The 22061-nt window shown below is 63.9% G+C and carries 18 protein-coding genes; 6 read left to right on the top strand and 12 right to left on the bottom strand.

Going from position 1 to position 22061, the window contains the following annotated elements; all coding sequences use genetic code 11:
• Window positions 1-11: 11 nt before the first annotated feature.
• The 3 genes from S101446_RS12075 to hrcA form a co-directional block, all read right to left on the bottom strand.
• Window positions 12-2576: a penicillin-binding protein 1A gene (locus S101446_RS12075; RefSeq protein WP_053322949.1), complete on the bottom strand. Its 2565-nt coding sequence runs from the start codon at window positions 2574-2576 to the stop codon at window positions 12-14.
• 110 nt (window positions 2577-2686) lie between these two features.
• Window positions 2687-3574 carry an aldo/keto reductase gene (locus tag S101446_RS12070; RefSeq protein WP_010509174.1) on the bottom strand — a complete coding sequence of 296 codons (888 nt, stop codon included), beginning with the start codon at window positions 3572-3574 and terminating at the stop codon, window positions 2687-2689.
• Window positions 3575-3694: 120 nt separating this feature from the next.
• Window positions 3695-4774 (bottom strand): heat-inducible transcriptional repressor HrcA, encoded by a 1080-nt coding sequence (gene hrcA / locus S101446_RS12065; protein ID WP_010509173.1) that lies wholly within the window; start codon window positions 4772-4774, stop codon window positions 3695-3697.
• A 147-nt stretch (window positions 4775-4921) separates the two neighbouring features.
• On the opposite strand from hrcA, the gene rph reads away from it, so the two are divergent.
• Both rph and rdgB read left to right on the top strand, forming a co-directional pair.
• Window positions 4922-5650, top strand: coding sequence for a ribonuclease PH (gene rph, locus S101446_RS12060; protein WP_010509172.1), 729 nt, complete (start codon window positions 4922-4924; stop codon window positions 5648-5650).
• A complete protein-coding gene (gene rdgB, locus S101446_RS12055) occupies window positions 5647-6264 on the top strand; it encodes an RdgB/HAM1 family non-canonical purine NTP pyrophosphatase (protein WP_087608448.1) in 618 nt (205 codons plus the stop codon). Before rph ends, rdgB begins: the two co-directional genes overlap by 4 nt.
• A gap of 156 nt (window positions 6265-6420) precedes the next feature.
• On the opposite strand, the gene S101446_RS12050 is transcribed toward rdgB, so the two are convergent.
• The 4 genes from S101446_RS12050 to truB all read right to left on the bottom strand — a co-directional run bounded on the left by S101446_RS12050 (window position 6421) and on the right by truB (window position 11590).
• Window positions 6421-7839: an NAD(P)H-dependent flavin oxidoreductase gene (locus S101446_RS12050; RefSeq protein WP_026018516.1), complete on the bottom strand. Its 1419-nt coding sequence runs from the start codon at window positions 7837-7839 to the stop codon at window positions 6421-6423.
• Window positions 7840-7931: 92 nt separating this feature from the next.
• Entirely contained in the window at window positions 7932-10067 is a 2136-nt protein-coding gene (gene pnp, locus S101446_RS12045; RefSeq protein WP_087608447.1) for a polyribonucleotide nucleotidyltransferase, read from the bottom strand.
• Between the two features lie 308 nt (window positions 10068-10375).
• The gene (rpsO, locus tag S101446_RS12040; RefSeq protein ID WP_025439775.1) at window positions 10376-10645 is read right to left on the bottom strand and encodes a 30S ribosomal protein S15; all 270 of its coding nucleotides are present in this window, start codon (window positions 10643-10645) and stop codon (window positions 10376-10378) included.
• Between the two features lie 24 nt (window positions 10646-10669).
• Window positions 10670-11590, bottom strand: a complete 921-nt coding sequence (gene truB / locus S101446_RS12035; protein ID WP_087608446.1) for a tRNA pseudouridine(55) synthase TruB — start codon at window positions 11588-11590, stop codon at window positions 10670-10672.
• 253 nt (window positions 11591-11843) lie between these two features.
• On the opposite strand from truB, the gene S101446_RS12030 reads away from it, so the two are divergent.
• Complete coding sequence (locus tag S101446_RS12030) at window positions 11844-12815, top strand: MlaD family protein (RefSeq protein ID WP_010509159.1); 972 nt, start codon at window positions 11844-11846, stop codon at window positions 12813-12815.
• A 169-nt stretch (window positions 12816-12984) separates the two neighbouring features.
• On the opposite strand, the gene rbfA is transcribed toward S101446_RS12030, so the two are convergent.
• The 5 genes from rbfA to rimP are packed head-to-tail and all read right to left on the bottom strand — an operon-like array spanning window position 12985 to window position 18967.
• On the bottom strand, window positions 12985-13398 hold the full coding sequence (gene rbfA, locus S101446_RS12025) for a 30S ribosome-binding factor RbfA (RefSeq protein ID WP_010509158.1): 414 nt from the start codon (window positions 13396-13398) through the stop codon (window positions 12985-12987).
• Window positions 13399-13421: 23 nt separating this feature from the next.
• Window positions 13422-16127: a translation initiation factor IF-2 gene (gene infB, locus S101446_RS12020; RefSeq protein ID WP_010509157.1), complete on the bottom strand. Its 2706-nt coding sequence runs from the start codon at window positions 16125-16127 to the stop codon at window positions 13422-13424.
• Window positions 16124-16834 carry an RNA-binding protein gene (locus tag S101446_RS12015; protein WP_087608445.1) on the bottom strand — a complete coding sequence of 237 codons (711 nt, stop codon included), beginning with the start codon at window positions 16832-16834 and terminating at the stop codon, window positions 16124-16126. The genes infB and S101446_RS12015 overlap by 4 nt, the downstream gene beginning before the upstream one ends.
• On the bottom strand, window positions 16791-18326 hold the full coding sequence (nusA, locus tag S101446_RS12010) for a transcription termination factor NusA (protein ID WP_010509154.1): 1536 nt from the start codon (window positions 18324-18326) through the stop codon (window positions 16791-16793). The genes S101446_RS12015 and nusA overlap by 44 nt, the downstream gene beginning before the upstream one ends.
• Before the next feature lie 20 nt (window positions 18327-18346).
• On the bottom strand, window positions 18347-18967 hold the full coding sequence (gene rimP, locus S101446_RS12005) for a ribosome maturation factor RimP (protein WP_019090664.1): 621 nt from the start codon (window positions 18965-18967) through the stop codon (window positions 18347-18349).
• A gap of 184 nt (window positions 18968-19151) precedes the next feature.
• Here rimP and S101446_RS12000 point away from each other — a divergent pair, with 184 nt between their 5' ends.
• The 3 genes from S101446_RS12000 (at window position 19152) to S101446_RS11990 (ending at window position 22060) form a co-directional block, all read left to right on the top strand.
• Window positions 19152-19781, top strand: coding sequence for a hypothetical protein (locus tag S101446_RS12000; protein WP_087608444.1), 630 nt, complete (start codon window positions 19152-19154; stop codon window positions 19779-19781).
• Complete coding sequence (locus tag S101446_RS11995) at window positions 19778-21052, top strand: AAA family ATPase (protein WP_010509147.1); 1275 nt, start codon at window positions 19778-19780, stop codon at window positions 21050-21052. Before S101446_RS12000 ends, S101446_RS11995 begins: the two co-directional genes overlap by 4 nt.
• 66 nt (window positions 21053-21118) lie before the next feature.
• The gene (locus S101446_RS11990; RefSeq protein ID WP_235450191.1) at window positions 21119-22060 is read left to right on the top strand and encodes a hypothetical protein; all 942 of its coding nucleotides are present in this window, start codon (window positions 21119-21121) and stop codon (window positions 22058-22060) included.
• Window position 22061: the final 1 nt, after the last annotated feature.

Below are 22061 nucleotides of genomic sequence, written 5' to 3'. Positions count from 1 at the left end.
CATAACGGGCGTCAATACAGGCCACCCATGCCAATGTCACCCCCGGAAGGCTGGGATGCGGCGGGGCGGGACGGCGCACCGGGATGGCCCGCGGATGTGCTGCCATCACCCGCCGCAGCCGGGCTGCCGGGCATGGTGGCCATGTCGGTTTCGGAATCGGGCATGTTTTCAGCACCGGTATCCGCCGCCGTCAGCGCCATGCCCGACCCCGCGCCAAGGTCAACACTGACGCCCGGCACCTGCCCGGGCTTGAACGCATCGATCGCCATGCCCATCCCGGTATCGTAACGGGCCAGCTGTACCCCTTCGGGCACGCGGAAATCAAGGCGTGGGCGGCTGGCCAGCGCCGTCTTCATGACCTGGTTCCAGATCGGACCCGCGATCGCGCCGCCGGTTTCGTTCTTGCCCAGCGACTGCGGGGTATCGAACCCGATCCATACCACCGTCACCAGATCGGGGGAAAAGCCCGCGAACCATGCATCATTGAAATCCTGGCTGGTGCCGGTCTTTCCCGCGATGGGCCGGTCAATGCCAGCGCCCGCGCGCACGCCGGTACCCCGGCGCACCACGTCCTGCATCATCGCCACGATCTGGCTGGCGGACGTGGCCGATACCACCTGCGGGCGGGTATCTTCCATCTGCGGGCCATCGGCGGCCATGCTGCCGGCCTTCCACGTCACGCCATCGGGGCGCCAGACAATGTTGCCGTTGCGATCCTTGATATCATCAACCAGGGTGGGTGTGACCAGCCTGCCGCCATTGGCGATGGTGGCATAGGCGCCCGCCTCACGCATGACGGTGGTTTCCACCGCCCCCAGCGCCGCAGGCAGCACCAGCGGCATGGAATGGACCAGGCCAAGCTTCTGCGCCAGGTCGGCCACCGGCTTCATGCCGATCTGTGCCGCAAGGCGGATGGTGACGAGGTTGCGCGATTCCCGCAATGCGTCATGCAGCGTGGTCGGCCCCCAGAAATCCTTTTCATAATTGTTGGGATGCCATTCGCCGTAGCTGACGGGAGAGTCATCGAATTTCTGCGAAGGGGAAATCCCCTGCTCCATCGCCGCCAGGTAGACGAAGGGCTTGAACGAAGACCCCGGCTGACGCGCCGCCTGCGTCGCGCGGTTGAACTGCGATTCCTTGAACGACCAGCCCCCCACCATGGCCATGACGCGCCCGGTATGCACGTCCACCGTGGCCAGCGCGCCTTCCACACGCGGCACCTGCCGCACGGCAACGCCGCCGCCATCAGCCTGTGGTTCGATCAGGATCACGTCACCTTCCTGCAATCCCTTGCCGGTGCGCATCCATGCCCGGTCACGCGCCAGCAGGTCACCGGTATGGGGAATGACGGGATCGCGCCCTTCCAGCCAGCCCACGCGCCCGGTGGCGGGGGACAGCACGACCGCGACCCGCCACTGTTCCAGCATGGCGGCGGGTGCCGTGACACGGGCCAGCGCATTGGCCCAGTCCCCGCCTGCATCCGCTGCATCGATATGCGCAAAGGCGCCGCGCCAGCCACCATGCGCGCGGTCATAGCGCAGCAGCCCGTCACGCAGCGCGGTGGTGGCCACCTGCTGCAGGTGGGAATCGAGCGAGGTATGGACCGACAGCCCGCCTTCCATCGTGGTGCCGATGCCGTAGCGTTCGATCAGTTCACGCCGCACTTCCTCGGCAAACCATTCGGAACCGGGGACCGGACCGGGGCGGGTGAAGTTGGCGGGCACCAGCGGCTCCTGCTGGGCCGCGCGCGCTTCCTCGGGCGTGATGACCTTCAGGTCCGCCATGCGGTCCAGCACCCAGTTACGCCGGTTGGTCGCCGCCTGCACGAAGCGGTGGGGGTTGTAGTTGGTGGGCGACTTGGGCAACGCGCCAAGAAAGGCGGCCTCGGCATTGTCCAGCTGGTCCAGCGGCTTGTTGAAATAGGTCTGGGCCGCGGCCCCGATGCCGTAGGCCCCTTCGCCAAGATAGATTTCGTTCAGGTAGATCTCGAGGATCTGTTCCTTACTCAGCGTCTGCTCCAGCCGCATGGCCAGCAGCGCTTCCTTGATCTTGCGGTCAATGGAGACCGCATTCGACCCCAGCAGCATGATGCGCGCGACCTGCTGCGTGATGGTCGAGGCCCCGATGGGACGGTGCTTCGTCCCGTGCATCATCATGTCGGTCAGGCCCGCGCGCAGGATGGCCATGGGATCGACACCGCCATGGGTGAAGAATTTCTGGTCCTCCGCCGCAAGGAAGGCATCGCGCACGCGTTCGGGTATGGCGCTGTAGGGCACGAATATGCGCCGTTCCGCCGCCAGTTCCGCCATGACCTGATCATCGCCCGAATACAGGCGGCTCATGACCGGGGGCTGGTAGGTACGCAGGCCGTCAACCGTGGGCAGGCCCTCGCTCAGGCGTTCATATTCCCCCCATGCCAGAAGGGCCGCTCCACCGCCGCCCAGCAGCAGGACGGCAAGCGTGCTGCCCGCAAGCCAGCGCACCATGCGGTAACGTGGGCGGCGCGGGCCGCCAGCGCCGGGGCGTGAGGGTCCATCAATCCGGCCATCGCGGCCTGATCCGTCAGCAAGCGTCATCCGGTATCCAATAGGGAAAGAAAGGGGCGGTTCTGTGTCGAGGCCCCTGTCTAGCATTGTCCGCCGCCGCCGTCGCCCCCGATCCGCCGCACATGGGGCGTGCCGTCCCCTTACGCGCCGTTACGGCTGGCCCATTCCGCGCGCCCGTCGTTATCAAGCTGCTGGAATTCCTCATGGCTCAGTTCAATGGCGGCAGCGGCCGCATTATCGGCCAGATGGTCGGGGCTGCTGGTGCCGGGAATGGGCAGCATGACCGGCGCACGGCGCAGCAGCCACGCCAGCGCGATCTGTCCAGGCTGCACGCCCTTCTCGCTGGCCAGGCGGGTCAGCAGGGTATCGCCCTTCGTCAGGCTGCCCGCCGCCAGCGGCGCCCACGGGATGAAGCCGATATTTTCCTTCGTGCAGTAATCCAGCACGTCTTCGGAATAGCGGTTGACGAGGTTGAAGCGGTTCTGGACCGTAGCGACCGGGAAATACAGCCGCGCGCGCTCGATCATCTCCACCGTCACTTCGGACAGGCCGACATGGCGGATCAGCCCCTGCGCGCGCATGGCGGCAATGGCCTCGAACTGCCGTTCGGGCGTGCAGTCAGGCCCCACGCGGTGCAGTTGCCACAGGTCGATGCGTTCGACCCCCAGCCTGCGCATGCTCATCAGTACGCACTGCTGCAGGTAGTCGGGATTGCCCACCGGCTTCCAGATATCGGGGCCGTGGCGCGTATGGCCGCCCTTGGTGGCGATGATGGTATCCGTGTAGGGATGCAGCGCCTCGCGGATCAGGTCCTCGCTGACAAACGGACCGTACGCATCCGCCGTATCGACGAAGTTGATGCCCAGTTCCGGCAGGCGGCGCAGGGTGGCCAGTGCCGCGGCACGGTCGGCGGGTTCACCCCATATGCCCTTTCCCGTAATGCGCATGGCGCCAAAGCCAAGCCGCGTGACCTCCAGGTCACCACCAATCATGAACGATCCGGACTGCCTTGCATCGGGCGTGAACATGCCATTCTCCTTGCGCGTTGGGCGACCCTGCGCCTGGCGTGGGCGCGGGACGCGTGTGGCGGGTCTGTGCCACACATTAAGGACCGCGGGCGGCGTGGGTTGCATTGCAATCCCGTCGCCTCAGCCCAGCATCCGCCCGATCACCCGCGCCGTGTAATCCACCACGGGAATGATGCGGGCATAGTTGATGCGGGTGGGACCGATTACGCCAATCGCCCCCACGATGCGGTTGGAATCGGTGCGCGCGGGGGCGACCACCACCGACATCCCCGCCATGCCGAACAGCCCGCTTTCCGCACCGATGAAGATCCGCACCCCTTCGGATTCGCGCGCAAGGTCAAGCAGGCGCAGCATGGTTTCCTGTGTCTCCAGCCGTTCAAACAGCATCTGGATCGTGGTCAGGCGTTCGATTTCCGTCACATCGGCCAGCAGGCGGCCCTGCCCGCGTATGAACAGGGTGCCGCCGCGTTCATCGGCGTCGCTCCATGTCGCAAGGCCGCTTTCCACCACTTCCGCCGTCAGGTGGTCCAGTTCGTTGCGGTTGGCCGTCATGTCGGTGCTGACCGTCTCCCGCAGGCGGTCCAGCGTCTGGCCCGACAGGTGGGCGTTGAGGTAATTGCCCGCCTCCACCAGTGCGGAAGGCGGCAGGCCGGGCGGCGTCTCGATCACGCGGTTTTCCACCTGTCCGTCCGCACTGACCAGAATGACCAGCGCACGCCCCGGGCCAAGGGCCACGAATTCGATATGCTTGATGGTGGCGCCATCGCTCTTGGGGGCCATGACCAGTCCCGCAGCCGATGACAGGCCCGACAGCATGGACGATGCCTGCGCCAGCGTATCCTCCAGCGAACGACCCTTCACGTCCAGCATGCCCGCGATGCTTTCACGCTCCTCCTCGCTCAGGTTGCCGAACTGCAGCAGGCCATCGACAAACAGCCGTACGCCCTTTTCCGTGGGCAGCCGTCCTGCCGATGCATGCGGGGAAAACAGCAGCCCCGCATCGGTCAGGTCCGCCATCACATTGCGAATCGTGGCAGGGGAAAGCGACAGCGGCAGGCGCTGCGACAGGGTGCGCGAGCCCATCGGTTCGCCCGTTTCGACATACTGCTCCACGATCTCGCGCAGGATCGCGGCAGAACGCGCATCAAGCCCGGACAGCAGGGCTGGCTGCGATACCTGTGGTCGGTTTTCCATCGCCATGCCCCCCGTGTTGCACGTATCCATTCACCATGCGGACCATCCGCGTCCCCATCATAGCAGATCCTGTCCCGTCCTGCCCACGCGGGACTGGAAATCGGGACGGATTGCAGGCTATGCCGCCCCATCACCTTGCGGAGTTTTACGCCCATGCGCCCATCCGGCCGCGCCATTGACGCCCTGCGTCCCGTCTTCATCCAGCCCGGCTTCGCCCACCATGCCGAAGGGTCCGCCCTGATCCGCATGGGCGGGACCGAAGTCCTGTGCGCCGCCACGGTCGAAACCCGCGTGCCCTCCTTCCTGCGCGGCAAGGGACAGGGCTGGGTCACGGCGGAATACGGCATGCTGCCGCGCGCCACCCACAGCCGGGGCCAGCGCGAGGCCGCGCGTGGAAAGCAGACCGGCCGCACACAGGAAATCCAGCGCCTGATCGCCCGTGCCCTGCGCGCGGTGGTGGACCTGAAGGCGCTGGGCGAAATCTCGGTCACGGTGGATTGCGACGTGCTGAACGCCGATGGTGGCACGCGCTGCGCCGCGATTACCGGGGCATGGGTCGCACTGCGCCTGGCGCTGGAAAAACTGGTGCGCGACGGCACCCTGCCCGCCCTGCCGATCAAGGGACAGGTCGCCGCCATATCCTGCGGGCTTACGGATGACGGCCCGGTTCTGGACCTGGACTACAGGGAAGACAGCACGGCCAGCGCCGACGCCAATTTTGTCCTGACCGCCGATGGCGGCATTGTGGAAATTCAGGGCACGGCGGAAAAGGATCCTTTTACCGAAGCCCAGTTCAACACCCTCATGCGGCTTGCCCGCACCGGCACGGCTGAACTGTTCCGTATCCAGACCGCCATCGTGGAAGAGGCATTGAAGGCATGAACACACCCCCCACCCGCCTGAATCGTGGCGACACACTGGTTCTGGCCACCCATAACCGGGGCAAGATCGCGGAATTTGCCGCGCTGCTTGCGGGATACGGCATCCGTGTCGTCTCGGCTGGCGAACTGTCACTGCCCGAGCCGGAGGAAACCGCCGACAGCTTTACCGGCAATGCCGCCATCAAGGCCGTTGCGGCAGCCAAAGCCGCCAACCTGCCCGCGCTGGCGGATGATTCGGGTTTCTGTGTCGCGGCGCTGGATGGCGCACCGGGCATTTTTTCCGCCCGATGGGCTGGCCCGCAAAAGGATTATCCCGACGCCATGCGCCGCATCCATGACCGGATCGGCGATAACCCGGACCGCAGCGCGTGGTTCATTTCCGTCCTGTGCCTTGCATGGCCCGATGGGCGGACCGAAACCTTTGAGGGGCGGATTGACGGTCATGTCATCTGGCCACCGCATGGCGAAAACGGCCACGGCTATGACCCCATCTTCGCCCCCGGCAACGGCACCCGCAGCTTTGCCGACATGACCGATGTGGAAAAGAACACCATAAGCCACCGTGCGCTGGCCTTCGCGCTGTTCCGCGATACCTGCCTTCCCGCAACCGCATAAAATAGCATTTTTTGGTGAAGCTTTTTCCAACAAGCTTCAGGGAACGCCGCCTTTTTTTGAAAAAGGCGGCACCCGAGAACTTCCGTTATTTTCATAATGAAACAGGCCGGTCCCCGTAAGGAAACCGGCCTGTTTCATATGGTATGGACCACCAGCCTAACGCCCGGTCATGATCCGCTCCAGCAGTTGCGCCACGGTGGGCACAAAGCCGTTGGCATAGAATGGGTCGGTCGCGAAACGCCATGCATTCGTGCCGCCGAACATGAGGTTGTGGTCAATCACCTCCGCCTGGTCCGGCCCATGGGCATGGGCCGCCGCCTGCAGCGTTTTCTGGATGCAGTAGGAACGCGGGTCCGCCTTGTGCCCGTTGGAATAGGCAGGCGGCTTCTGCGACCAGTTGGAAAAGCGGCATTCCGACAGGCAGCCCATGCAGGCCCCCTGATCGGCCAGGATTTCCCGGGCCCGTTCCGGGGCCACGAACACCAGCGTATTGTCCGGCGTGCGCATGGCCTCGGTATGGCCTTCCTCGATCCACAGCCGCGCGCGCTGCGCATCGGCCGGGGTGACATAAACCTGCCGCCCACGCGCGCCAATGGCCAGCGCCGCCGTGTGTTCGCCCAGTGCTTCAGGGGAGAACGGAATCTGGCGTTCCGACCGCCCCCGCAATTCGCGCAGGAACGAGTTGTTCACCGCGGATGAATAAAAGCCGGTGGGCGAGAAACGGTTGAGGAACACATCCCCCTTCTTCAGCGTCAGCAGGCGCTGCTTCCATGCGTCGGGGATCGGGCTTTCGCGCGTCAGCAGCGGCCGGGTGCCAAACTGGAACACGATTGGCCCGAGTTCGGGGTTGTCGATCCAGTCCTGCCATTCCTCCAGCCACCATACGCCACCGGCCATGATGATGGGGGTATCATCCAGGCCAAAGGCGCGCATCTGCTTGCGCAGCGCCAGCACGCGGGGGAACGGGTCTTCCGGCGCCAGCGGGTTTTCGGTGTTGGACAGGCCGTTATGGCCACCCGCACGCCACGGGTCTTCATACACCACCGCACCCAGCAGTTCGCCCGTCTTGTGGTACGAACGCCGCCACAGGGCGTTGAACGCACGGGCGGACGATACGATGGGATAATAATGAATGCCGAAACGCGCCGCGATTTCCGACAGGCGATACGGCATGCCCGCGCCACAGGTCAGGCCCTGGATCATGCCCGGTGCACCCTCCAGCACCCCGTTTATGACGCGTTCCGCACCACCCATTTCCCACAGGATATTGGCATGGATACGTCCCCTGCCACCTGCGATTTCATGCGCGATGCGGGCCTGTGCGATCCCGCCGCGAATGGCGTAATCGATCAGTTCCTCGTGCCGCTCGCGCCGTGTTTTACCATGATAGATCTGCGGGACGACGTTGCCATCTCTGTCATAGGAATCGGCATTCACGATCGAGACCGTGCCAGCCCCCCCGGCTGCCGCCCAGTGCCCGGCGGATATGCCGGTTGAGATCGAGACGCCTTTCCCCCCTTCGACCAGGGGCAGAATATCCGTCCCGCCCATACGGATCGCATTGATCGGCTTCATCACCATTCCATCGTCATGTGTCTGCCCGCGCGGCGGGGCGCCCATACCGGGCAAGTCCCGCCGCCGGGTGTCATACAGGCCGGAGCCGCGTCTTAGCGCGCGGGCGCACGGCCGGGCTTCGCGCCCACTGTCTCGGTAATATCGGCACCGGTATCCTGATCGACCACGCGCATGGACAGCTTGACCTTGCCGCGATCGTCAAAGCCCAGCACCTTCACCTTCACCTCGTCTCCCTGCTTGACGACATCGGTCGTCTTGGAGACACGGCCCTGAGCCAGTTCGGAAATGTGAACCAGCCCGTCACGGGGGCCAAGGAAGTTGACGAACGCACCGAAATCAGCGGTCTTGACGACCTTGCCGTTATAGATGTGGCCCACTTCGGGTTCCGCCACGATGCCACGGATCCGTTCGATGGCCTTTTCGGCCTGATCGTCGGACGACGCGGCGATCATGATCGTGCCGTCATCGTTGATGTCGATCTTCGCGCCCGAATATTCAACAATCTCACGAATAACTTTACCGCCCTGGCCGATCACGTCGCGGATCTTTTCCTTCGGCACGGAGATCGTGGTGATCTTCGGCGCGGAGGAGGACACGTCCGAACGGCCTTCGGTCAGCGCCTTGGCCATTTCACCAAGGATGTGCAGGCGACCCTGACGGGCCTGACCCAGCGCGATCTTCATGATTTCCGGCGTGATCGAGGTGATCTTGATGTCCATCTGCAGCGCGGTCACGCCCTGCTCGGTGCCCGCCACCTTGAAGTCCATGTCGCCAAGGTGATCTTCATCGCCAAGAATGTCGGACAGGACGGCGAAATCCTCGTCTTCCTTGATCAGGCCCATGGCGATGCCGGCCACCGGACGCTTCAGCGGCACACCCGCATCCATCAGCGCAAGCGACGTGCCGCACACGGTCGCCATGGAAGACGAACCGTTGCTTTCCGTGATTTCGGACACCACGCGCATGGTGTACGGGAAGGTGTCCTTGCCCGGCAGCAGCGGGTGGATCGCACGCCATGCCAGCTTGCCGTGGCCGATTTCACGGCGGCCGGGGGAACCCATGCGCCCGCACTCACCAACCGAGAAGGGCGGGAAGTTGTAGTGCAGCATGAAGTTGTTGCGGTATTCGCCTTCCAGCGCATCCACGATCTGCTCGTCCTGCCCGGTGCCAAGCGTCGCGACCACAAGGGCCTGCGTCTCGCCACGGGTGAACAGGGCGGAACCGTGCGCACGCGGCAGGATGCCGACTTCGGACACGATCGGGCGGATCGTTTCCAGATCACGGCCATCGATACGGAAACCGGTATCCAGCACCTCGGTGCGGACCACGTCAGCTTCCAGATCCTTGATCATGGGCTTGGCGGCATCGGCGTCGGCCTCACCGATCTTGGCGAGGATGGCGTCACGGGCTGCGGCGACCTTCTTGTAGCGCACCTGCTTGGCGCGTTCCTTGTAGGCATCGGCGATCAGGGCGCGACCGACCTTGTCCACCCTCTTGCGCAGCTTGATTTCCTCGGCCGTCGGCTCGGCCAGTTCCCATGGGGCCTTGGCTGCGCTTTCGGCCAGGTCGATGATCGCATCGATCACCGGCTGGAAGGCTTCGTGACCGAACGTCACCGCACCCAGCATCACTTCCTCGGACAGTTCCACGGCCTCGGACTCAACCATCAGCACGCCTTCGGACGTGCCGGCCACGACCAGGTCCAGTTCGCTTTCCTTGAGCTGGGAAATGGTCGGGTTCAGCACGTACTTGCCGTTGCTGTAGCCAACGCGGGCCGCACCCACGGGGCCGAAGAACGGAATGCCCGACAGCGTCAGCGCGGCCGAACAGCCGATCAGCGCGACGACGGCGGGGTCGTTTTCCATGTCGTGGCTGAGCACGGTGGCGACGACCTGCACTTCGTTGCGGAAGTTTTCGGGGAATAGCGGCCGGATCGGGCGATCGATCAGGCGGGAGTTCAGGACTTCGGCCTCGCTCGGGCGGCCTTCACGCTTGAAGAAGCCACCGGGGATCTTGCCCGCGGCGTAAGCCTTTTCCTGATAGTTGACCGTCAGCGGGAAGAAATCCTGTCCCGGCTTCACGCTCTTGGCGCCAACGGCCGTGCACAGCACCACCGTGTCGCCATAGGTTATGACAACCGCGCCGTCGGCTTGGCGGGCGATCTTGCCCGTTTCCAGCACCAGCGGGCGGCCGCCCCATTCGATTTCCTTGCGAAAATAATTAAACATCCAGACAACCCTGTCCGTTGACTGCCGCAATGCAGGCGGGCCGGACATTGGAACGTTGATGGCAGCGCCTCGGACGGCATGGAGTGATGACGGCACATACCGCCAGAACACCATGTGGCCTGAAACGCTGCGATCCGGTCCGGATATCTCCGCCGTGGCGTCGGCAGCGTGTTGATGGCACCCGTTTTGGTCACGGATGCCGGAAGATAGCCGACCCGACCGGACACGGGCATGCGGGTGCATGCGCCGTGCCCGTGCGGGTCGTATGGCAGGAACGCATTATGACCGCGTTCCCGCCATGTCGCAAATCAGCGACGCAGGCCGAGGCGCTTGATCAGCGTTTCGTAACGGGCCTGGTCCTTGCGCTTGACATAGTCCAGCAGGCGGCGGCGGCGGCCGACCAGCATCAGCAGGCCACGACGCGAATGGAAATCCTTCGCGTGGGTCTTCAGGTGATCGGTCAGGTTCACGATCCGCTCGGTCAGCAGGGCAACCTGTACTTCCGGCGAACCCGTGTCCGTCGCGGCATTGCGGTATTCGCCAATAAGCGCCGTGCGGCGTTCAGCAGTAATCGACATCGTCATCTCCATTGATCATTCGGTTCACAGCATGCGTACCGATCGCAGCAGGCCCCCTTCGGGACGGCACAGCCCGACCACACGCGCCCCGTCCATCGCACGCACGACACCCGATCGGGGGTCGGCGCGTTCCGGCATCCGGTCCGCCAGCTGGTTCAGGTCAATCGCCTGGCCAAATGACAGGGCATCCGCTTCCTCACGGGTCAGGGCCAGCGCCGGGATGTCGGCCAGCGCGGTCGCGACCGGAAGCAGCAGATCCGGTGGAGCAGGCGCGTTGTCGGCGCTTGCGACAATTTTGTCCAGTGGAATCGCATGGGATTCATCAAAAGGCCCGACGTTCAGCCGCCGCAGCGCCGCAACATGCCCCACCGTGCCACAGGCCAGCGCGATATCACGGGCCAACGCGCGCATGTACACGCCCTTGCCCGATTCCACTTCGAACACCGCCGTATCGGCATCGGGGCGGGCAATCAGTTCAAAGCGGTCGATCCGCGCGGGACGGGCGGCCAGTTCGGGCGCGTTGCCCGCGCGCGCCATGTCATAGGACCGCTTTCCCCCGACCTTCAGCGCCGAAAAGACCGGCGGCACCTGCATGATGTCACCACGGAAGGCGGCAAGGGCGGTCTCAAACGCGGCATTGTCGGGCCGCACGTCGGATATGGCGGTCACGCTGCCTTCCGCATCATCACTATCGCGCGCTTCCCCGATACGCAGGGTGAAGTTATAGCGCTTGGTGCCGTCCATTATATAAGGCACGGTCTTGGTCGCCCTGCCAAAGGCCACGGGCAGCAGCCCCGTCGCCAGCGGGTCCAGCGTGCCGCCATGCCCCGCCTTGGCCGCATCAAACAGGTAGCGCACGCGGCCCACGACCTGGGTGGAGGTCATTCCCAATGGCTTGTCTACTATCAGCCAGCCATCCAGCGGGCGTCCACGTTTGCGTCCCATTGCAGGCACCTTGATCCATGAAGGGGGAATGCCGTGCGTTTAGACGAGGCACGCATGCACGGCAATGCCCCATTCCGTCACGGGGGCTGGCCGCCCACGCCACACGTGGTAAAAGGCGAAGCGGGCACATGCCTGCCATCCCTGCTGCCCGCTTTGCCAGTCGTGGATGTAATGTCATCTTGCAGCAAACGGACACATGGCCAAATGCGTCCGCAATCGTTTTTTATTCTGCGTCTAGGGAGACCTGAACACCATGGCTGAACGGCAGACCACGGTCGGTGCATTTGTGTTGGGTGGAGCCCTGCTTGGTGTGACGGCCATAGCGCTGTTCGGACAGTTTCATCCCTTTTCCCCCACCAGTCGGGCCGTGGTGGTGTTCGACAGCCCGATCAACGGGCTGGGCGTTGGCGCACCCGTCACATTCGATGGGGTGCAGGTCGGTCACGTGGACCATATTGCCGTCCAGTTCGATCCCCAGACGCATCAGGCCTACATTCCCGTCACCCTGGAACTTCAGGCCAATGGCGCGCACATGGCAGGCAGCCATGGCAAGGTTCTGGACAGCCGCGAACTGCCGAAGCTGGTGGAAAACGGGCTGCGCGCCGAACTGCATATGCAGAGCTTTGTCACGGGGCAGGAAGAAATCGACCTGACCTTCGATCCCAGCGTGCCTGCGCACCTGCATCCCGGCATCAGCCCGCTGCCGGAAATCCCGGCGCGTGAATCGGAAATGCAGAAGCTGACCGACGCACTGACGGCGCTGCCGCTGAAGAATATCGCCAACAATGCCGACGCCATGCTGGTCAGCATCCGTACGCTGGCGGACAAGCTGGACAAGGACCTGCCCCCGCTGGTGGACAGCGTGCGCGCCACGTCCGACCATACACGGGTGACGGTGGATACCGCGACCGATGCGATCCGTGACCTCGACCACCATATGGATACAACGCTGGCGTCCATCAACAACCTGGCCGATACCGGCACGGCGCAGCTGGATGCGCGTGGCAGCGAACTGCATACCCTGCTGGTCAATTCCAATGAAACGGTGACCGAGGCCAAGGGCGCGCTGGCTGGCCTGCATGACATTACCGCGCCCAGTTCTGCCGATCGTTCCAATATCGATTCGTCGCTGCGTGACCTTGCCGCCGCCGCCGCCGCCCTGCGCGGGTTTGCGACCGATGTGGAACGCAACCCGCAGCTGCTGCTGATGGGGCGGCGTAACTGATCCCTTTCCCAGATCGGGACCATAAAAAAGCCGGTCTGGCATTACGCCATGACCGGCTTTTTTATAGGAAGAACAAAGGTTTTTAAGGTGCCACCTTTTTTCAAAAAAGGCGGCGTTCTTTGAAGCATTTGTTCAGTGGGAAGCCGATCCGGCCGTAAAGCCGAACGGATCAGTCCTCCAGATCCCGCCTGACTTCCGGCTGACGCAGCATGTTATCGACCTCCATTGCATAATCCAGCGCCGTATCGGGCTGGAAATGCAGGTCGGGCACACCCCGCAGCCGAAGCGCATGGGACAGGCGCGTGCGCAGGAAAGGCGTTACACGCTTGAGCGCAGGCAGCAGTTCCGCCACATCGCTACGCCCCAGGCGGGCCACGAATACAGTGGCGTGCTTGAGATCGGGTGAGATACGCACCTCGGTAACCGTAATGCGCACATCCGCCAGATCCGGGTCACGGAATTCTGTACGGGCAAAGATTTCCGCCAGCACGCGACGGACTTCTTCCGCCACGCGCAACTGCCGCTGTGAGGGGCCTGATGCGGAATGGCCGGCAAGTTTCCCTGCCGGCCCGCTCTCGCTCATCCCTTTTCTGGATGAATTACGGCTCATGCCGGGACGAGTTCCATTTCATAACATTCAACCACGTCACCCTCGCGCAGGTCATTATACCCGGCAAAGGACAGGCCACACTCGTAACCGCGTGCCACTTCCTTGACGTCATCCTTGAAGCGCTTGAGCTGGCTCAGCTCACCTTCATGGATCACAACGTTGTCACGCAGCAGACGCACGCCACAGCCACGCTTGACCACGCCTTCGGTCACGTAACAACCGGCAACCTTGCCCACCTTGGTAATTTCGAAAACCTTGCGGATTTCGGCGTAACCCAGGAACTTCTCGCGATGCTTGGGCGCGATCTTGCCACGGACCAGCTGTTCCACATCATCAGCAACCTGATAGATGATGGAGTAGTAGCGGATATCCACACCTTCACGCTGCGCCAGTTCACGCGCCTGCGCCGTGGCGCGGACGTTGAAGGCGATGATGACGGCGCCGGACGCCTTGGCCAGCTGCACGTCACTTTCGGTGATCTGACCGACAGTGGCGTTCAGCACGCGGATCTTGACTTCCTCGTGCTCCAGCTTCTGCACCGTGGCTTCAAGCGCTTCCGCCGAACCCTGCACGTCCGCCTTGATCAGGACGGCGACTTCCTTCTGCGCACCGGCCTGGATACGGGCCAGCATCTGATCCAGCGTGCCGCGTGCGGCCGTCTGGCCTGCTGCCGTGCGCTCCTTGATCACGCGCTGGCGGAATTCCGAGATTTCGCGGGCGCGGTTCTCGTTTTCCACCACCACGAACGGCTCACCCGCACCCGGCACCCCAGTAATACCCAGGATTTCAACCGGCATGGATGGACCGGCTTCGCCCAACTGGCGATTACGGTCGTCGATCATGGCGCGGACGCGGCCCCATTCAGCACCGGCCACCACGATATCGGTGCGGCGCAGCGTGCCCTTCTGGACCAGCACGGTCGCAACCGGGCCACGACCACGGTCAAGACGGCTTTCGATCACCGAACCTTCGGCAACGCGATCCGGATTGGCCTTCAGGTCAAGGATTTCGGCCTGCAGCAGGATCGCTTCCTCAAGCTTGTCCAGCCCGGTGCGCTTGAGCGCCGAAACTTCGACATCCTGCGTGTCGCCACCCATGCTTTCCACCACGATTTCGTGGTTCAGCAGTTCCTGACGCACGCGGTCGGGGTTTGCACCCGGCTTGTCGCACTTGTTGATCGCCACGATGATCGGGGCATCAGCCGCCTTGGCATGCTTGATGGCTTCGATCGTCTGCGGCATCACGCCGTCATCCGCCGCAACCACCAGCACCACCACATCGGTCACCGATGCACCACGGGCACGCATGGCCGTAAAGGCTTCATGGCCCGGGGTATCGATGAAGGTGATCTTCGCACCCGACGCCAGCGTAACCTGATACGCACCGATATGCTGCGTGATGCCACCTGCTTCACCATTGGCGACATCGGTGGTGCGCAGGGCGTCAAGCAGCGAGGTCTTGCCATGATCGACATGACCCATGACGGTCACGACTGGCGGACGCGGCTTGAGATCCTCGGCCTTGTCCTCGATGCCTTCGATGCCGATTTCGACATCGCTGTCGGAAACGCGGCGCACGCGGTGGCCGAATTCCTGCACCACCAGTTCAGCGGTATCCGCATCAAGCGACTGCGTAACCGTCGCCATGACGCCCATTTTCATCAGCGCCTTGATGACCTCGCCCTGACGGGCGGCCATACGGTTGGCGAGTTCCTGGACCGTGATGGTTTCGGGCAGGACCACGTCACGCACCACACGGACCTGATCGGAACGCAGGCGCTCCAGTTCGGCCTGGCGGCGTTCACGCTCACGCTGGCGGCGGACGGATGCGAGCGAACGGGTCTTGTCGTCATCCCCTTCGATCGCGGCCTGCACGTCAATACGACCGGCGCGACGGCTGTCATTGTTCTTCTTCGCGCCACCCGAGGGGCGGCGACCGGGCGCTGCATTGCCGGGACGGCGGCTGGGACGACGTTCTTCCTCGCCCCCATCCGCACGGCCGCTGCGCAGGCGCAGCGTCTCACCCGCGCCAGCGGCGGCGCGTCCGGCGCCACCTGCCGCGTTGCCACCACCTGCCGGACGCGCCGGGCGCAGCGGCTGTGCCGGCATGATCGCACGTTCGGCCAGCGGACGCAGGCGCTGCATCGGCGGCGCCAGCGTGACCTCGCCTGGAATCGGCACGGAAGAAACAACCGGACCATCCGGTTCAGCGGATTCAGCCGGTTCGGGCTTGCCCTGTGCCGCGGCACTGCGGGCTTCCTGTTTGCGGGCCTCGGCCTCAGCTGCGGCATCTGCCTTTGCGCGCGCTTCTTCTTCGGCGCGACGGGCATTTTCCTCTTCCTGGCGACGGGCTTCTTCCGCGGCGGAAAGGATCGTGATCTTTTCCTGCTCGCGCGCATCCTTTTCGCGCTGGATGGCGGCGCGGCGCTGTTCGTCCAGCACGCGCTGGCGGGTCGCCAGCTCGGCTGCCGTCAGCGCGCGGCCACCCCGTCCCCCGGCGCGACCGCCAGCCGGCCCCGATCCGTTACCTGCGGCCCCGGCCCCGCGCTTCTTGCGCACCTCGACCTGAACCACCTTTGAACGACCATGGCTGAAGCTCTGTCGCACGGAACCGGCATCCACCGTCCGTCCGACTTCCCTACGGCCCGCCGGCCGCAGGGACAAGCGTCCCTTACCCTGATCCTGATCGTTGCCTTCGCTCATGTACCCGCCTGTTCACACCGTCCGGCAGACCGCTCCGCCGAATTCGGGCTGGCCCTGCCGGACAAACCCGCAAAACGTTCACTCTCGATCCGGAATCGGCGCGCCAGTTCACCATGCAGCATCGCCGCATGAACAACATGGTCGCGGCCAAACGCCGCACCCAGACCCGATGCCGTAGGAACAACCGCAACCGGAAGGTCCCGTGCACCGGACAAAACTCTCTTCCTCTCGTCGGGGCTGCCATCGGCTGCCTGGATAACCAGACCGGCCCGACCGCCCACAACCCACTCACGCACCTTGGCGAAACCACAGACAATCTGCCCGGCCCGCCGTGCCAGTCCTGCAACATCCATCATGCGCCGCAGCAACCCGTCTTCAACAAGATGGGTCAGGTCAGGGTGAATAACAACCCTTCCCCGTGCCGCACGTGCGAATGCGCCACGTGTGCGTGCTGTTTCTAACACATCCGCACGCGCGCTCAACCAAATTCCCCGTCCGGGCAGACGTGCGAAAAGATCAGGGATCACGACTCGGTCGGGGGAAATGACAAACCTGATCATTTCCTCCTTCGGCAGCCGGACGCGGGTGACGGCACAGCGGCGCAGCGGACCGCGCTCTTCATGCTCCATGTCGCCCGCGTCTTCCGCGGTCAGATATTCCTGCTCAGACGTCGGACGTCTCCTGCTCGCCGGTCTTGTCGTCTTCATCAAACCAGTGCGCACGCGCCGCCATGATGATTTCGTTGGCCGCGTCCTCGTCAATGGCATCGCTGCCGAGGATTTCAACCAGTTCGTCACCGGCAAGATCGGCCAGGTCATCAAGCGTCTTCACGCCTTTTTCACCCAGCGTCACCAGCATCTGGTTGGTGAACACGCCCAGTGCCGCGATGTCATCGGTGACACCCAGCGCCCGACGCTTGTTATCCAGTTCTTCTTCCTGACCCGCAAGGTAGCCTTCGGCGCGGCGGACCAGTTCACTGGCCACGTCCTCGTCAAAGCCCTCGATGTTGGCCAGTTCCTCGGAGTCGGCGAACGCCAGCTCCTCAATGGAATGGAACCCTTCGGTCACCAGCAGGCCCGCAATAACGTCATCAACGTCCAGCGCCTCGACAAACAGGTTGCTGCGGCGGCGGAATTCTTCCTGACGGCGTTCCGATTCCTCGGCCTCGGTCAGGATGTCGATATCCCAGCGCGTCAGCTGGCTGGCAAGGCGGACATTCTGCCCGCGCCGCCCGATGGCAAGGCTGAGCTGGTCATCGGGAACGACAACCTCGACCCGGCCTGCTTCCTCATCCATCACCACCTTGCTGACTTCAGCCGGGGCAAGGGCGTTGACGACAAAGGTCGCGGCCTGCGGGCTCCACGGGATGATATCGATCTTTTCGCCCTGCAGTTCCTTCACGACTTCCTGAACGCGGCGGCCACGCACGCCCACGCAGGCACCGACCGGATCGATCGACGCATCGCGGGAGATAACGGCCATCTTCGCGCGCGAACCGGGGTCGCGGGCCACGGCCTTGATCTCGATGATGCCATCGTAGATCTCGGGCACTTCCTGCGCGAACAGCTTGGCAAGGAATGCCGGATGCGTGCGGGACAGGAAGATCTGCGGGCCACGCGGTTCGTCACGCACATCATAGATGTAGGCGCGCACGCGATCGGAATTGCGGAAGCTTTCGCGCGGGATCAGTTCATCACGCCGCAGCAGGGCCTCGGCATCGCCGATCTCGACCAGCAGGTTGCCGTATTCCGTGCGCTTGACGGTGCCGTTGACGATCTCGCCCACGCGGTCCTTGAAGTCATTGAACTGGCGGCGGCGTTCATATTCGCGCACGCGCTGGACAATGACCTGCTTTGCCGTCTGCGCCGCGATGCGACCGAAGTCGATGGGCGGCAGCGGGTCGATCAGGTATTCACCCAGCTGGATCTCGGGCTTGAACTTGCGCGCGATGTACAGCGGGATCTGGGTTTCCTCGTTCTCCACCGTCTCGACCGCTTCGGTCCAGCGCGACAGCCGGACATCGCCGGTCTTGCGGTCGATGGTGGCGCGGATATCCTTTTCATGGCCGTATTTGGCGCGACCGGCCTTCTGGATGGCCTGCTCCATCGCTTCCAGCACTTCCTCGCGGTCGATCGACTTTTCCCGCGCTACGGCATCGGCAACCAGCAGCAGTTCGGGACGGGCAACGGACGTATCCATCAGTGTCTCCACAACATCGTTCAGTTGGCCTTGCGCGCCGGCTTGCGGTCGGGCTTGCCAGGGGCCTTCTGCGTTCCGGCCGAAGCACTTTCGTCCCCCGGCCCGTTTTCGTCGCTGGCGGCATCCGGCTTCATCATCCGGGCGCTCGCCTCGATCAGTTCATCGGTCAGGACCAGCCGCGCCTTGCGCATCTCGGCGAAAGGCAGCGCGACCTCGGTCCCGTCATCCAGCCGCATCAGCCCGTGGCCATCGCGCGAACCAAGCACGATGCCGGCAAAGCGCTTGCGGCCATCAATGGGCATGTTCATCTCGGCCCGGGCCAGATGGCCCGCGAAACGGTCCCAGTCCTTGGCACGCGTCAGGGGCCGGTCAATCCCGGCGGACGAAACCTCCAGCGTCCAGGCGCCCGGCAGCGGGTCCTCGACATCCAGTATCGCACCCACCGCATGGCTGATCTGTTCGCAGTCTTCAATGGCGATCAGCGTGCCATCCGCACGGTCCGCCATGATCTGCACCGTGGGGGATTCGCGCCCCAGCACCGCCACGCGCACAAGGTCAAAGCCCATGTCGGCCAGCGCGGGCGCGATCATTTCGGCAATACGGGCATCAAGGCCCGTCAGGAATGGCAGATCAGCGTCCAATGCAAAAAAGGCAGCCCTGCGGCCACCCCCCAAAGAAAAAACCAGAGATGAAGGAATTGCCCGTAACATAGGTCACGACCATCGTAACCGCAAGAACTATATCTGCGGCCGGACGTTACATTTCCTGCATCTTAACGTCTTGCCATATCCTGTCACAGACCCACATTATGCACGCATGACGCCCTTGAACTCACCGCCGGAACCCGTACGGGAACGCAGTGAACGCTCATCCAGCCGCAGGCTGGTTGTGGTGGGGCTGATCGCGGCCGTTGTCGCGGGCGGCGGCCTGGGCACGGGTGGCTTCATGGCCGCGCGTGAAGGCGGCAGCGGCAGCCAGACACCCCCCGTCGCGGCCGAGGCCGGGGGCGGCGGCACCAGCGACGGCACGCACCTCATGCTGAACGCCCCGGTCCAGAACCGGCCCGACATGATGGGCCAGATGCCCATGATCTCCCCCGACCGGGCGGCGGAAATGCTGCGCCAGACATCCTATTCCATACAGCAGCAGGCCGAGATCCTGGCCGCGCTGAAACGCCGCGACATCATCCTCGCCGACATGCCCATGTATGACATGGCGGGCGGCAACGCGGTGGTGAACGTGCAGTCGCTGGGACTGGTGCAGACCGTGCATCTTGGACCGCGGCCCAAAAGCGTCATCCTGCCCATCCGCGTGGCGGGCAATGTGTCCATCACCGCGGCGGGGGACCCGGGGCCCACGGGCATCCATGCGGGTGCGGTATTCGTGCCCGGCCCCACGGCACTGCCCGTGCTGACGCGTGACACCGAAATCGTGATCGGGGTAGTCGTACAATGAAACCGCTCTATCCGGCGCTGATGGAGCGGCTGGTACCCCTCATCATGGTCATTTTCCTGGTGCTGGGCAGCTTTCAGGCGGCAATGGCGTTGCATCTTTCGCTCGCCAGCCTGCGGCATTTCATGGAATGGTGTGCCCCGGCCTATCCGGTCGTGGCGGCGGCCAGTGCCCTGCTGGCGCTGACCGGGCTGTGGTTCGAGAACCGGGCCGAAAAACTGGCCCGCAAGGGGATCCGACGCAGACGGGGATGGATAATGGACGTACTCGCCAGGCTGACCAATCGCAGCGCGCTGGAGGAAATGCTGGCGCGCGAACAGAAAGAAACCGTGATCGACGCGGAGGAACTGGCCGCAAGCCTGCGTGCCCGCGTGATCGGCCAGGACCAGGTGTGCGAGGACGTGGCGACCCAGCTGCGCCGCCGCCTGGCGCTGCAGGTACGTGGCAAGCCGGTGGGTATCTTCCTGCTGGCGGGGCCGCCGGGCACGGGCAAGACCTACCTGTCCAAGCAGCTTGCGCGCCAGCTTGACCGCCCGCTGCTGAATTTCGACATGACGCAGATGAGTTCCCCCCACGCCGCGACCCAACTGTTCGGCTCCCCCAAGGGATATGTGGGGTCCGACACCTATGGCAAGCTGACCGGCGGGCTGAAGGAAAAGCCCGACGCGGTCGTGCTTCTGGATGAGATCGAGAAGGCGCATCCCGACGTTTTCAAGAAATTCCTGACCGCGTGGAACGATGGCCATGTGACCGAGGCCTCTACCGGGCAGCAGATTTCCACCGTGCGCTGCATCTTTATGCTGACATCCAACATCGCCACCGAAGCGCTGACCGAAATCGCGGACAGGCTGGCGGATGAACCCGACAAGATGCGCGCCGAATCGGTCGAAGCCCTGCGCCAGGCCGGTTTCGCGCCGGAAGTGCTGAACCGTCTGGACCGTATCTTCATCTTCCGTCCACTGGAGGGACTCGACATCGCGCGTGTCTCGGCCCTTGAGATCGAAGCCATGATCGACAGCTATGGCCTGAAGGTCGAAACCGGCGGCATCGACCCCGCCCTGCTGTTTGAAGTCATGCGCCGGCAGGACCGCATGGGACCGGCGGCCAGTGCGCGTGACCTGGCGCGGTCCATCGAGGATATGATCAGCGACTCGCTCATCACCGCCCGCCAGCAGGGGGCGAAACTGGTGCGCATCGTCTCCAGCGAAGACGGCGTGGTGGCCGAAATCGCGGATGCCGACCGCGATGCCCAGCGCGCGCCGATCAGTTCCTGATCCATGCGCATGGTATCCCGTTTCCGGTATCGACCGGGCCGCGTGGCCCGCGCCATGGATTGCTGAATGTCTGCTTTTTCGCGCTTATGGCATCGGGCGCCAGCATGGCGGTTCTGCCTGTACATGATCCTGCCGTTCACGGTGCTGACGCTGATCTTCCCGCCAGCCTATCTCATACGCCTGATACCCCGGCTGACGGCGCTGTCCTCCAGCATTCATAACCGGCTGGGGATGCATGACGCCCCGGCCAAGGGCGAAGGCGGCGGCGACGGCAATGGGGAGGACGGTGTCATCACCATGATGCCGATCACCGACCGGCTGACCAAGGCGATCCCGTTTGCAGGCCGTATCCTGCCGCTGCCCGAGGGCACATGGCACCCGGTCATGAACATCATCAACGGCCCGCATGGGGAAGTGCTGGAAAACGTGCTGATCCGTGTGGAGGGCCATGTCGTCACCGGCATGATCGGGGCGGAAGGCAGCACCCAGCCCGTGCCGGAAACGGCCATTACGTCCATTGATTCCAGTTGCCATGACGACCGGAACTACATGTCCCGTGTCCTGACCGCCCATCCGCCATCAATGGAGTGCTGGTTTACGACGGCGGTCTATCCCGCCTCGATCAACCGCACGGCCATCATCGCCAACCGGTTGAGAGAAGAAGGGTTCATCCTGCCCCCCGTGCTGCTGAAGGCCGGATGGAGCTACAGCACGCCTGCGGGTGACCACAACGTCAATGTCGAAACGGTCACCATCTTCCTCAATCCCGTGAACACCGACAGCACCAAGATGCTGCGTACGCCCGATTACTGGGCCAAGGACACATTGGGCCAGCAGCCTGCCGCCAGCGATTTCGTAAAGCGTACGAATACATGGATGGCAGGCTGGGCACAGGTCCTGCATGACGGGTTCAACAGCGATATGCTGGCGTCAAGCGATGAACAGCGTGCCCGCCTGGCGCATGATCCCGCAGCGTCCCTGCCGGGACGGGGCAGCCCGCTGGACTAAG

It is taken from the genome of Komagataeibacter europaeus (genome assembly GCF_002173515.1).
Classification (GTDB): Bacteria; Pseudomonadota; Alphaproteobacteria; order Acetobacterales; family Acetobacteraceae; genus Komagataeibacter; species Komagataeibacter europaeus.
Note: the sequence above shows the minus strand (reverse complement) of the source record. Positions and strands in the feature narration are given on the sequence as shown.